Source organism: Bacillus sp. B-jedd (assembly GCF_000821085.1).
Taxonomy (GTDB): Bacteria; Bacillota; Bacilli; order Bacillales; family Cytobacillaceae; genus Bacillus_D.
This window is the reverse complement of sequence record NZ_CCXR01000001.1, coordinates 1,361,273-1,374,032: the sequence shown is the minus strand read 5'-3', so window position 1 is coordinate 1,374,032 and position 12,760 is coordinate 1,361,273. Positions and strand designations below refer to the sequence as shown.

Below are 12,760 nucleotides of genomic sequence, written 5' to 3'. Positions count from 1 at the left end.
GGCTGCCGGACTTTTCTCCGGCAGCCTTTTTCATCTTGAAATGGCGTTTTTAGAAAAAAATGTGAATTTGTTCATATTTTCACAATATTAGATTGTGAATTAATGAGCATAATAGTATACTATATACAAAGGGAGTGATACGGATGGTAAATAAGGAGAAAATTGTTATTTTAGGTGGGGGTTACGCCGGTTTGCTGGCCGCTGTTACTCTGCAAAAGAAAGTTCATGGGAAGCGCGCGGATATAACGCTCGTGAACAAGAATGACTACCATTACCTGACAACCAAGGTCCATGAATCTGGCGCAGGCACAATTCCCCCTGAGTCTATCGTCTACCCAATCAAAGAATTGATCGACCCTGGGCGCGTCAATTTCATCGTCGATGAAGTCACCGGGATCGACCTCGGCAGGAAAAGCGTTTCTCTGAAGACTGGCGAGCTGTACTATGACTATCTCGTTATTACAATCGGTGGCGTTCCGCAGACATTCGGCTTGCCAGGTGTAAAGGAACATGCCTTCTTCCTCTTCGACTGGGAAGGAACAAACAGGCTCCGGGACCATATTGAAGAACAATTCGAGAAATATCTTGAAGACCGGGATGAAAGGCGGCTCACCTTTGTCGTGGGAGGAGCCGGGTTCTCGGGGATGGAGTTCATTTATGAACTGACCGAAAAGCTGCCGGAAATGTGTGAAGACTATGGGATAGACGAAAAGCTAGTCAAACTGGTTTGCGTGGAAGCAAATGATGATTTGCTCAAAGGCTATGAGGAATCAATGGTCAAGGATGCAAAAAAAGCGGCGGCGAAAATTCCAGCCGATTTCAGAACAGGAATCGCGATATCTTCCTGTACCGGGAATGAAGTTCTTTTTGCAGATGGAACTTCCATTGGGACGAATACGTTTATTTGGGCGGGCGGCGTCAAAGGGAACCCTCTTTTAGTGGATCTAGGCTTTAAGACATACAGGGACGGCCGTGTCATCGTGAATGAGTATTGCGAAGTCCCTGGCTACCGGGACGTTTATGTGCTCGGTGATGCATCCGTCAGCTTCTCCCCTGACGGGAAACCTTACCCGCCAACAGCGCAAATCGCCCTGCAGCAGGGGCAGTACTGCGGTTACAATCTGGCGGCGAAAATTTATGGTTTCACCGCAAAACCCTTCAAATATATCCACCGCGGCACGGTCATGAGCATGGGGCATAAAAATGCGACCGGGGTTGTATATGGAAAGCCGATTCACGGCAGATTCGCTTCATTCATGAAATGGGTCATCGAAAAACGGTATTTCCTCATGCTTGGCGGTCCGCGCCTCCTGCTCAAAGAAATAAGGAAATGAATATAGCGAAAGCTTTGCCGCCCGCCATTTCGGGCGGCTTTTTATATTTCCTTGAATGGATTCTTGCCGTGGGCTTTTGAATTAAGAAGAGCTTAAACCGGCCCCCGTTTCATCAGGAGTGGAAAATTGGTTTGTTTTGTTCTATTTTAATGTTAGGGATTATTTGATCGTTGAGTTTTTGTTGGGAGGTTTTTTGTGTTGGGCAAGGAAAAGATTTTGGTTGTTGAGGATGAAGAAAAGATTGCGCGGGTTTTAGAGCTGGAGCTTGAGTTTGAGGGATATTCGGTTACGAAGGCAGCTGACGGGATTGATGGACTTGAAGCCTACAGAACCGGGAAGTGGGATTTGATTTTGCTTGATGTAATGCTGCCTGGAATGAGCGGGATTGACCTTCTCCGCCGAATCCGGACGAATGATCCATATACGAAAATCATTATGCTGACGGCGAAAGGAACGGTTGAGGATAAGGTGTCTGGCCTTGATTTGGGCGCCAATGATTACATTACGAAGCCGTTCCAGATTGAAGAGCTCCTGGCGAGGATCCGTGCTGCGCTGCGAACCGGAAAGAAACGCGATCCTGAACTGGATGATGGCCTCCTTTCTTTCGCGGGGCTGGAGCTGAATGAGAAAACACGGGAAATCAACCGGGATGGAATGTCCATTGATTTGACTCCAAGGGAATATGAATTGCTTGTCTACCTCCTCACCAACCGCAGGCAGGTTTTGACAAGAGACCAAATTCTTGAAAAGGTTTGGGGCTATGATTTTGCCGGAGATACGAATGTGGTTGATGTTTACATCCGGTATTTAAGGAAAAAAGTCGACACGGCGGGCCTCCCTCCGCTCATTCACACCGTTCGCGGTGTAGGTTATGTTTTGCGTGAGAGCCAATGAAGCTCCGTTTAAAGATTAACCTCTATACAGCCGCCCTGTTCGCACTTGTCTTAATTATTATGAATTTATTCATTTATTTATCCTTCAGCAAGTTGATTTTCACGAGCCATATGGAATCGGCGGAGGCGGAAATGAAGAAATCGTCCGCGGTAGTGACCCAATCGCTTGGCAAAATTCCGGAAGCTGAGCTGCTGCGCGCCTATGTCCCGGTCGACGGGATGATCCAACTTGTCGGCATTGACGGAAAACCAGTGGCTACGGTTACCTCCCTGTCGGAGAAAGAGCTGGCTAAGCGGGCTCCGAATTATTTAGCCGGTGAAACGGGCGGCAGGATCAGCTATAAAGGCAAGGATTATTCCTTCCAATCAATGCCTGTTATTTTGCCAGACGGCCAAGTCGCCAATCTGCAAATGACGACAAGCCTGGAACCAGCGGTGAGAATAGTCGGCACACTCCGGCTCGTCCTTCTTTTGGCAACATTGGCTGCAATGATACCGGTACTCGCATCGAGTGCTTTCCTCGGAAAAATCATTATCGGACCTGTTACAACGATGATCAGGACAATGTCCGATATCCGCAGAAGCGGACAGTTCAAACGCCTGCCCTTGGAAGGCAAATCAAAGGACGAGCTTTACCAGATGGGAGATACATTCAACCATATGATCGATTTGCTCGAGGCGAACTTTGACAAGCAGCAGCAATTCATCTCGAATGCCTCCCACGAGTTGAAAACACCAATTACCATAATTGGGAGCTATTCCAGCCTGCTGAAAAGGCGGGGCCTCCAGGATCCTAAGCTTTTCGAGGAATCGGTCGAGGCCATCCACTCCGAGGCCGACCGAATGAAGGAAATGACCGAGCAGCTGTTGCTTTTGGCAAAACATAATGAACAATGGAACCTGCGGATGGAATCTGTTGAGCTGGGTTCACTCATTTTTTCCGCAGCAAAAGCTTTCGAAAATGCCTTTAACCGGGAGATCGTTCTTGACCATTCCGGGAAAGAGCTAATACTGAACACAGATGAGCAAAAGCTGAAACAGCTGCTGTTCATTTTCCTCGATAACGCGAAGAAATACAGTGACGCCCCTATCTCCATTTCCTTTGGAAGCAAGGGAAACGAGGCTTTTATCGAGATTGCTGATAAAGGAATTGGTATTGAGGAGGATGAACTTCCGAAGGTGTTCGACCGGTTTTACCGGGTTGATAAGGCACGGAGCAGAAAGATGGGCGGCTCCGGCCTCGGCCTCTCCCTTGCAAAGGAACTTGCCGACGCCCTTGGAATCCGTGTCGAGCTTTCAAGCAAGCCAGGAATCGGAACAACGGCCTTTCTTTATTTAAGAAGATGTGATAAATAAAATGTCCGGTCATGAGAGAATTTTCAAAGATTCTCAGCAGATTTTAATGTTCGTGCGGGAAAATGGAACCAAGAATGAACGGGGAACCGGACTTGAAGGCGGTGAAATTTATTTTGAAAAAGAGATGGGGTTATTTTGCTGTATTCGGTGCTCTTTTCGGACTTGCGGCACTGATAGGCTGGTTTTTGTTCCGGCCAGACAGCTCAGCGGCTGAGGAGTTAAGCAAGGAAGAAGCAAAGAAACTGGTTGAAAACCGCTATGGCGGAAGTGTTTCCTCCATGCAGGAAGAAAAGCAGATCTATTATGCGAAAATGGAAATACAGGGGCATTTTTACGAAGTAAAGGTTGATGGAAAAACCGGAAAAATACTCGCAATTGAGTGGATTGAAAAGTTACCTGAAGATAGCCCCTCCCGCTCCCTTTCCGAAGAAGAAATAAAAAAGATAATCCTTGCAAAAGCACCTGGGGAACTCGTTTCCTTTGAAAAAGCCACGGCTGATGGAAAGCCAGCTTACAAAGGAGTTGTGAAGGATGCAGACCAAAATACATCCACCATCATTGTCAATGCTGAAACTGGCGCGGTGCTGTCTGAAGATACAAAGCCCGCCAATCCGCCGAGAAGAATAACCGAACATGAAGCAGCTTCCATTGCCCAGAAAGAAGTTCAGGGTGAAGTGGATGACATCGATTTGGAAACAGAAAATGGCCAGACGTTCTATCTAGTGGAAATCCAGACCGTCGATGACCGGGAGGCAACCGTACAAGTCCACGCCATTACAGGCGCAGTCATGTCGGTGTTATGGGATGAATAAGGCAATTGCTGAGCCATTTATTATGCACGAAGGCGATAATTAAAAATATATTTAGGTTGAAGTTACTATTTACACATAAAGTTAAATGTAAGTTGATTGCAGTGGAAGGTACGTAGACTCCTGCGGGATGCAGCGGCTCGTGGAGACCCCACAGGCGGTAACGCCGAGGAGGCTCCACTGGCGCCCCGCGGAAAGCGAAGTGCCTGGAGCGCAACTCAACGGCTGGATATTATTTTTACAAAAAGTAGTAGATAATTCGTCCATTTGCGTAAAACTAAAGATTTCTAATCAAATTCTAATCTTTCTTTCCCTTTCCTCTCATTTTCGCAGGATATAGTGAAAATAAGAACTGAAAGGGAGGAAATTTAAATGAAAGCAAAACTACTTACAGCAGGCGTCTTGTTTGGCTTGATTGCGGGAGGAACATTCGCGGCGGGAGCAGTTAAAAACGACACTTTTAATGATGACGCCAAGGAAATTGAAATTGAGCATGAAGTCCAAAACGGCGAAGTCCTGAATAAGAACGAAGATCATGATCTTGGCGGAAAGGCAGTAAAGGATGCAAAGCTTACTTTTGAAGAAGCATTGAAGATCGCTCGCGAAAAAGCTGAAGGAACTTTGACCGAAGCTGAAACGGAAATCGAGCATGGCCGGGTTGAATACAAATTCGAATTCGAAGATGGGAAAACCGAAACGGAAATCACCATTGATGGAAACAGCGGCAAAATCATAGAGCTTGATCGCGATGAAGACCATGATGATAACGATAACGATAATGATAACGACTAACAAAAAAAGGCAGGATCCTCTTTACTGATAGGATCCTGCCTTTTTAATTTTTCAATCACTTAATATTTCCCGTATGTCTTCCTCGGTCAACGCCGACATCGATTTACCTTCCCCGTCTCCAGTAAGGTCGTCTGCAAGGCGGCGTTTCTTATCCTGCAATTCATTGATTTTTTCCTCAATTGTCCCCCTGGAGACAAGTTTAATGACCTGAACCGTATTTTCCTGGCCCATCCTGTAGGCCCGGTCCGCCGCCTGTTCTTCGACAGCCGGATTCCACCATAGATCATAAAGGATGACCGTATCGGCACCGGCCAGATTCAGTCCCGTCCCCCCGGCTTTCAATGAAATCAGGAAGAAATCACGCTCACCGCCATTAAACCTTTCGCACACTTTGACCCTTTCTTCAGATGGAGTCTGCCCATCAAGATAGAAAAAAGGAATGCCTCTTTCCGAAAGCCCCTTGCCAATTATATCGAGCATCTTGGTGAATTGTGAAAAAACCAGGACGCGCCTGCCTGCCTGCTTTGATTCCTCAACAAGCTGAAGCAATTGTTCAAATTTTGCCGAACTCCCTTTATAACCATCCACGAATAAAGCCGGGTGGCAGCAAATTTGCCTTAGGCGGGTAATCCCAGCTAGTATTTTAATCCTGTTCTTCCTGATCGTCTGTTTATCGAGGTGTTTCAGCGTTTTTAGACGCAGTTTCGCCAGATAGGCGGCATAAAGCTTTTTCTGATCAGGCAGAAGCTCGGCCGTGTTGACTGATTCTATTTTTGCCGGAAGCTCGGAAAGAACGTCCTTTTTCAGCCGTCTCAGCATGAATGGACGCACTCTCCGGGCAATCTGCTTTGTCGTCAGATGGCTGTATTCCCGTAACCCCTTGAATAAGCCAGGGAATACGACGTGAAAGATTGACCACAGTTCCTCTATCGAATTTTCGATTGGTGTTCCTGTCAGGGCGAACCGGTGTGGAGCCCTGATTTTCTTAACCGCCCGGGCTGTTTGCGTAACCGGGTTTTTAAATGCCTGGGCCTCATCAAAAAAGACACAGTGAAAGGCTTGGCTTTCGTACGAGTGGATATCTTTCCGAATCAATGGATAGGAGGTGATCAAAACATCAATCCCGCTCAACTCTTTCATTAGCGCACGCCTTTCCACTTTATCGCCATCCGCGACAACAGCGTTGATTTCTGGCGCGAATTTCATGAACTCATTCAACCAATTATATGTCACGGATGAGGGGCAGACGACAAGGGCAGGAAGCCCCTGCCTGCGTATTTCCGGTAGTTCGGACAGAATATAGGCGATGCTTTGCATCGTTTTGCCGAGACCCATGTCATCCGCAAGCAGGCCGCCGAATCCATAGCTTGCAAGTGTCTTCAGCCATTGGAATCCCTGTTTTTGATAGTTCCTCATAACCGGTTCGATGGCTGATGGGATTTCGAAGGATTTCAGTAAGGGATTGTGAATTTCCTCCAGGAAGTTCCGGAAGGATTCCTCAAAAGAAAAAGCGTTCCCGTCCCCTGCGGAATCGATTAGACGAAGGCCATCGATTAATGGCAGATTCAGCGGAGCCTCCCAATCCTCGATTTGCACGGGCGCCGCTTTTAAAAACCGCTGGATCTCTTCAAATTCCCTTGTCTCCAGCGACATAAGCGCACCACTTTTGAGTCGGTAGTATTTCCGCTTTTCTTCAAGCGCTGCAAGCACTTCCCTGATTTCCTGTTGGTTGATACCCTTTAGTTCGAAGCTGAATTCAAGCCAATTCGTCCGTTCCTTTTTCACCTTCACGCTGATTCGCGGCGGCTGAGGCTCCTTAAAAATCCGATTCCTGACAGCGGTAGTCGCATAAATCTGGACAAGTTTTTCAAGCTTCGGAATCGTATGGTATAAAAATTCATATTCCAATTCCTCATTATGAAGGAAATATCCGCCTTCTGTTTTTGCAAAAGAACCTTCCTCCATTACCTCGAGAATCGCCTCTTCCTTCAAGGTTTCGCGGAAAATTCCCGCACGATATGCGGTATTGGCTGATTCAAGTGGGTTGATGACTTCGTTCCCATAATGAAATTCGAGGCCAGCCAGAAGGCGGTTTTTTACCCGGTCCAAATAAAGCTTTGCCACTAGCGGAGTTGATTGATGCTCACCGGCCAAGCTGTCTGACATCCGGACAATGCCCAGATTCCTTAATCCCGGAACAACTTTTTGCAAAAAGATTCCAGCCTGGCTTTGCGGAACCGGGACAGTTCCAGAATTCGAAGCACCAAGCACCCGCTTCAGTTCAATCAGACGCAGGCAATCGTCCTTGGATAATTGCACAAACTTGCCCTCTGTGATGACGGCGCGATAAGACTCAAGAAGAAGAATCTTTTCCAAGCCGGCTATTTTTAGCTCGTAGTTGCCGTCCTTTGATTGCGATAAATCAATCTGTAAAGGCAGCGGCCCGCCTGATATGCAAATTCCATTAATTGCTGCGCCTTTACAGGCAAGTTTTGCTAGAGGAGCTTTCATAAGCAGGGTTAGCAACTGTGGGAAAGCAGACGGCGGGATAACCAAGATCCGGCCTTCTTCCTTTTGGTGGCTGTCACCGGAATCTTTGACAGTTTTCTTGAGCGCGTTCTCATCATCAAGAATAGTTAAAAGCAGCTGGAGGACATCATCCGCTTCCCTTTCAAAGCAATGGAGATTCGGATTGTACTGATCCTGGGTCGATGGCTTCCCCTCACGGACAGATTCAAGAAACCCGCGTATCTTTTTGACAGGTGTGGAATTGATTTCGATTTCGATGCCAAGCATTGTTTCGTTGCCGGTTACGGACGTCGGCCGGCAAACGAATCCCAAAGGCATAACTTGCCGTGTTTCAAAATGAAGCTGGCAGGCGCTTGGGCGTTTCACCTGCTTATTGAACAGTTCGGTCAGATGTTCATCCTTATTTTTTTCGGTTTGGTTAGCTGGAATGGCAAAGCCGGGACGATTGGCTTCAGCAATCGCGAGCAGTACCGCAGCGACATGCTGACAATCCTTGTCAACCGATGCAAGCGAGGGACAAGTGCATTCAGTATGGATATCCCCAGTCGGTGTTTCGACGACCTTGACACTGAAATCCTCCGCGCCATTTACGACGGCGGTCCACTGTCGATCAGAAACTTCCCAAAATGTTACCTTGCCCGCCCGGAAATAAGCCTCTCCCCTTTTATATGAAACAGGACCGCAACGGTCTTTAATGATTTTTTGATTCATTTTAATAGCCAATGAAGAAATCGTTCCTTCCTTTAAAACAATACAAAACAAGGCAGCCGATAATAAAACCGCCGCCCTCAACATCAACTATACTATATAACTCAACTAAATCCCACGCTGGAAGTGAAGCAGGTGTTCGTTTCCAGTGCTTCACTTTTGCATAAAAAAGGGTAGGTTTAATGAAATTAAGGAAGTTCCGGCTTCTCGAAAACAGGCGGCTCCCCGCCAAGGGCTTTCAGGAACGCCAGCAAATCGGCCTTCTCGGAGTCGATGAGACCAAGCGGCATGAATTGTTTCATGAAAAAACTTTTATTAGGATGGTCATCGCCACCCCGATTGTAATAGTCTATGACTTCTTCAAGCGTTTTGAGGCTGCCGTCCCTCATGTAAGGAGCCGTATGGGTGATGCCATATAGTCCTGGAGTCCGGATTCTTCCGAGGTCGCCCGGCTCCTTCGTCACCGCGAATCTGCCCTCATCGTCTGATTCAATACCGATATTATAATAGTTGTTGTCCGACAGATTAGGGCCGTTGTGGCATGTCACACACATTGCCTTCCCGGTGAATAGGGCGAGGCCGCGGACTTCCTGATCATTGAGGGCGTTATTATCTCCCTGAAGGAATTGGTCATAGGCTGTATCCTTGACGACAATCTGCCTTTCGAAAGCCGCGATTGCTTTTGCGATATTGTCTTTGGTAATTCCGGAGCCAAACGCATTCCGGAACATCTCATTATATTTTTCGACCGCTTTGAGTTCAGCAATCAAGGCATCAAGGTCCTGGTTCATTTCATTCGGATTTTCGATTGGCCCCAGAGCCTGTTCCTCGAGCGATGAAGCACGTCCATCCCAAAAATTCGTTTTATAATAGCCGGAGTTTATTACGGTTGGGGAGTTTCGTGCCCCTTCTGTTCCATCCACTTTTTCAAAAGTAGCCTTCCCGTCCCCATACCCGAGCCCAGCGTCATGGCATGTAGCGCAGCTTCTCGTGTTATCGCCTGACAAACGCGGGTCGAAATAAAGCGCCTGGCCCAGCTTTAATACTTCCGGGTTCATTGGGTTGCCGTCCGGTACAGGGATGTCCCCGAGTGGTGTTAGCATTTGATGCGTTTGCAGGACGAACTTCAATTCGTCTGTAACTTCCAGCGTCTGCTCTCCTGTTTCGGTTTGTGAAACTGCTTTCGCGGGATTGGGCAACGGCACTTCAGTTGTCTTTACCGCTTCCTTTGAGCATCCACTCATATTTAGCAAAATAAAAATCAAAAACAGCAGTCCCGTCAAGTATCTTATCATAATTGAACGTACCTCCTTGGTACTCTCATTATAAGGTGGTGGAGGGGATGGCCGGGCATGGCAATGTGAACAATTTATTAAACGTGATGATGATGGAAATCAGTCCTTGGAGTGGCTTTTTGGCCCGTTGGGTTTGTGTCGGAAATGTGACAGTTATGGATATATAGGAAAAGTTAGCGATATATTGAAAAATCTTCTGATATATTGGTTGAAACTTCCGATATATCGGTAAAATTCATCGATATCCTAAAAATCCTCCCGGAAGTGGACCAATTTTGCGTCGAGAATCTCTATTTCCGGAGTCAAACCGCCTGTTATGCATTCCCATTGATCTGTTTTTCAAGCATTTCCCAGCAAAAAAACATCAAAAAAAGACCATCCTGCGTGGAACGGTCTCCAATTTGATGGAAATTCAAGTTTTGACTCTGTACGATTCTTTGCTGTCCATTGCTCCCGGGTTTGATGAACTGGATAAGTTCTCATGTTTGCTCAATTCGGGCAATGAGGCACTGGAACCGTCCTCTGCCTCGGCGGAAATGCCCGTTCTACCCTTTTGACGGAAGAGGAGCCATAGGAGCAGGCTGAGGGACACAAGAAGGCCTTCAAGCGATAAGATGTACCAAGGGTATGGGCCTAGTACGTCGAGAAGGCTGGCGGTTTCGGGTTTGTGGCTGAGGTACATGTAATTTCCGCCGGTTAATTTGTTGATCAGCATGACGAAAGGCATGAGCAGATTCAGAAAGATGATGAGCCTGAGGACGGATTTGATTGTCGGCCGGTAGCCTTTGACCCACGTAAAATAAAGCGGGACAAGCACCATCATCATATGGGTATAGAAGAAATGGATAAATCGGAAATGCGGAAAATCGTAAAATAGGTAGGGCGTCGCCAGTGCCTGTGACGCTCCGAGCAGGCCCGTGTATAACAGGATATCATAAACTACTTTTTTTCTTGTCAAAAGAAGAACGACAGCCAGGATGAGGCTGATACTGCATAATCCAGCTGGCAAGGAATCATACGCCCGCCAGAAGCCATTGGCATACATCCAAATATGATAGAGCGATTCCATCACAATCAGGGTAACCGCCATGCCTATTTCTAGTTTCCGCTGCCGGCCCTCCTTCAGACTCTTCCGCAGAAAGAACATAGTGACAGCCGCCGCCACAAGAAGCGCCAGTACAATAAGATGCGAAGTGGCAAACATAGTGAATTTATAGTTTTCATTACTTCCGCCGAACCAATGCATTTCCAGCTCTCCTTTTCATACGAATATATCACCACGAAAAGAGTTTTCAGTAAATTCGTTTTAAATCATTCTATCATTTCAGCAGTCCTTATGGGAGACTGTCTCATGATTTAGGGAAAAAATTCCCACTGAAGCCTTTCACCTCTTTCTGTGTAATCCCCCTTGCGCCGGGATACAAATACTGTTGATGAAGAAATAAAATGAGGAATTTTAGAATTGAGCCTAAAACTAGTAAAATTCTTGCTGGGCGGCGTTATTCTGTCTTCCGTTTTCAGCTTTGTCATTCTCGTAATGACTGCCATCCATCATTTTAAAATCAAGAACCTTGTTGAGGAAACTAAAGCAGAAGCAGCAAGGTAATAGACATACAACGTTAAAAAGGAGCAAGCCAGATTGGGCTTTGCTCCTTTTCATTTCCTATGAATATTTCAATGCCCGCAGTCTTTGCCGAAGCACCGTTCATAACCTTCCAACATTCTATACTCACGTTAGTGTTCATGTGCCCCGCCTGCTTCTTGCACGTTGGTGATAACGAAGCCACTCTCCGGCCGGGTGGGCATGCGGGTGAGGCTGTAGGTTAGGTCTTGTTCGGCCGGAACGCTGTAGGTGATTTTGTTGGCGAGCAGGTCGATGGTTGTTTTAATGATTTCGACAGTGACGCCTTCGCCAGGGCAGCGGTGGCCTTTTGTAGGGTCGCCGCCGCCTTGGGGAATGAATTTGAACAGGTTGCCGTCCCAGTCGCGGAAGCGTTCCGGATGGAATTGTTCAGGGAATTCCCACAGTCTGTAGTCATGGTTTGTGCCGTACATGTCGAGCAGGACGAGCTGGCCTTCTTCAAAATTGTAGTTTTGCCAGGTGAAGGCGCGCTTGGCCCTGGCACCGATGAATGGACCGAATGGATAATAGCGGCGCACTTCCTCCGCGAACCATTCCTTGTAATCGTCCCCTTCTGTCCTGAGTTTTTTCAATGTTTCCGGTTTCTCGTGCACTGCGAGCGCGCTGAAGGTAAGAAAGGTTGCAATCGCAACAATTGGCCTTAAGACATTGATCAGTTCGATTGCCGCCATTTTCGCATCGAGCGGCTGTCCGTCCGGATCGTGATACACAGCCCACGAATGGAGTGCCGACCCCACCCGCGCCTCCAATTCACCCGAACGCACTTGTTCAATCACTCCGGTAATCCATTCTTCGGCGCGGTTCCTAGCCCATCTGCCTTTCCAGTGCCTTGGCCCGACAGCGCCAAACGCATCGACCATCGCGCTGAAATCTTCTGCCCGCTCCTTCGCTTCCTCTTCCTTCAATGGGACGCCGGCCCATTCGCAGGCGATTTTGCAAAGAATCACTTCTGCTTCATCAAACAGGACTACTTTATCCATCTGCTGCCACCGGGGAACAGCCGCCTGGAAATGCCTTTCGGCCAAATTTTTCAGCTGGCCAACCCCTTCTGGAGATAGAAGCGACATGAACATCATTTTTCTACTCTGATGTACGGCACCGTCCTTAGACTGGATTGCATCGACGCCAAAGAGCGTTATCTGGATCCGTTTAGGTGCCGCTCCTTTTCTCTGGAATTTTTCATTATCATAAAAAACCTTCGCAGCTTCTTCACCTGTCATGCAGACGACCTTCTGGCCGAGCAGCCGCGCTTCAAATAGATCGGCCCCATATTTCCTGCAGCGGTTGCGGATAAATTCGTACCCCTCCTGCATTAGGGCTAGACTATTGTCTAGGCTCTTGTCCTTTGGCACTTCACCGTTCAAATCCATCTTCTCCTTTTGGCAAAAATTACTTTTGTTCC

General features: G+C 47.4%; 10 protein-coding genes. 6 read left to right on the top strand and 4 right to left on the bottom strand.

The genetic code is table 11. The features are described from left to right. Positions 1 to 143 precede the first annotated feature (143 nt). The 5 genes from BN1002_RS06740 to BN1002_RS06720 all read left to right on the top strand — a co-directional run bounded on the left by BN1002_RS06740 (position 144) and on the right by BN1002_RS06720 (position 5,184). Entirely contained in the window at positions 144 to 1,334 is a 1,191-nt protein-coding gene (locus tag BN1002_RS06740; protein ID WP_048824244.1) for an NAD(P)/FAD-dependent oxidoreductase, read from the top strand. A gap of 198 nt (positions 1,335 to 1,532) precedes the next feature. Continuing rightward, a complete protein-coding gene (locus BN1002_RS06735; RefSeq protein WP_048824243.1) occupies positions 1,533 to 2,228 on the top strand; it encodes a response regulator transcription factor in 696 nt (231 codons plus the stop codon). Beyond that, on the top strand, positions 2,225 to 3,583 hold the full coding sequence (locus BN1002_RS06730) for a HAMP domain-containing sensor histidine kinase (protein ID WP_048824242.1): 1,359 nt from the start codon (positions 2,225 to 2,227) through the stop codon (positions 3,581 to 3,583). Before BN1002_RS06735 ends, BN1002_RS06730 begins: the two co-directional genes overlap by 4 nt. Positions 3,584 to 3,684: 101 nt before the next feature. Then, positions 3,685 to 4,395, top strand: coding sequence for a PepSY domain-containing protein (locus BN1002_RS06725; protein WP_231575093.1), 711 nt, complete (start codon positions 3,685 to 3,687; stop codon positions 4,393 to 4,395). Positions 4,396 to 4,764: 369 nt separating this feature from the next. Further along, on the top strand, positions 4,765 to 5,184 hold the full coding sequence (locus tag BN1002_RS06720; protein ID WP_048824240.1) for a PepSY domain-containing protein: 420 nt from the start codon (positions 4,765 to 4,767) through the stop codon (positions 5,182 to 5,184). A gap of 51 nt (positions 5,185 to 5,235) precedes the next feature. Here BN1002_RS06720 and BN1002_RS06715 read toward each other — a convergent pair whose 3' ends face one another. The 3 genes from BN1002_RS06715 to BN1002_RS06705 all read right to left on the bottom strand — a co-directional run bounded on the left by BN1002_RS06715 (position 5,236) and on the right by BN1002_RS06705 (position 10,962). After that, positions 5,236 to 8,436, bottom strand: a complete 3,201-nt coding sequence (locus tag BN1002_RS06715; RefSeq protein WP_048827807.1) for a DEAD/DEAH box helicase — start codon at positions 8,434 to 8,436, stop codon at positions 5,236 to 5,238. Between the two features lie 173 nt (positions 8,437 to 8,609). Continuing rightward, entirely contained in the window at positions 8,610 to 9,716 is a 1,107-nt protein-coding gene (locus BN1002_RS06710) for a cytochrome-c peroxidase (protein ID WP_231574991.1), read from the bottom strand. A 412-nt stretch (positions 9,717 to 10,128) separates the two neighbouring features. Beyond that, entirely contained in the window at positions 10,129 to 10,962 is an 834-nt protein-coding gene (locus BN1002_RS06705) for a YwaF family protein (protein WP_082036162.1), read from the bottom strand. Positions 10,963 to 11,178: 216 nt separating this feature from the next. Between BN1002_RS06705 and BN1002_RS23630 the strand changes: the two genes are divergently transcribed. After that, positions 11,179 to 11,322, top strand: coding sequence for a hypothetical protein (locus BN1002_RS23630; protein WP_156129701.1), 144 nt, complete (start codon positions 11,179 to 11,181; stop codon positions 11,320 to 11,322). A gap of 128 nt (positions 11,323 to 11,450) precedes the next feature. Here the strand turns inward: BN1002_RS23630 and BN1002_RS06700 are convergent, their stop codons facing one another. Next, positions 11,451 to 12,722, bottom strand: coding sequence for a CYP152 family fatty-acid peroxygenase CypC (locus BN1002_RS06700; RefSeq protein ID WP_231574990.1), 1,272 nt, complete (start codon positions 12,720 to 12,722; stop codon positions 11,451 to 11,453). Positions 12,723 to 12,760 lie beyond the last annotated feature (38 nt).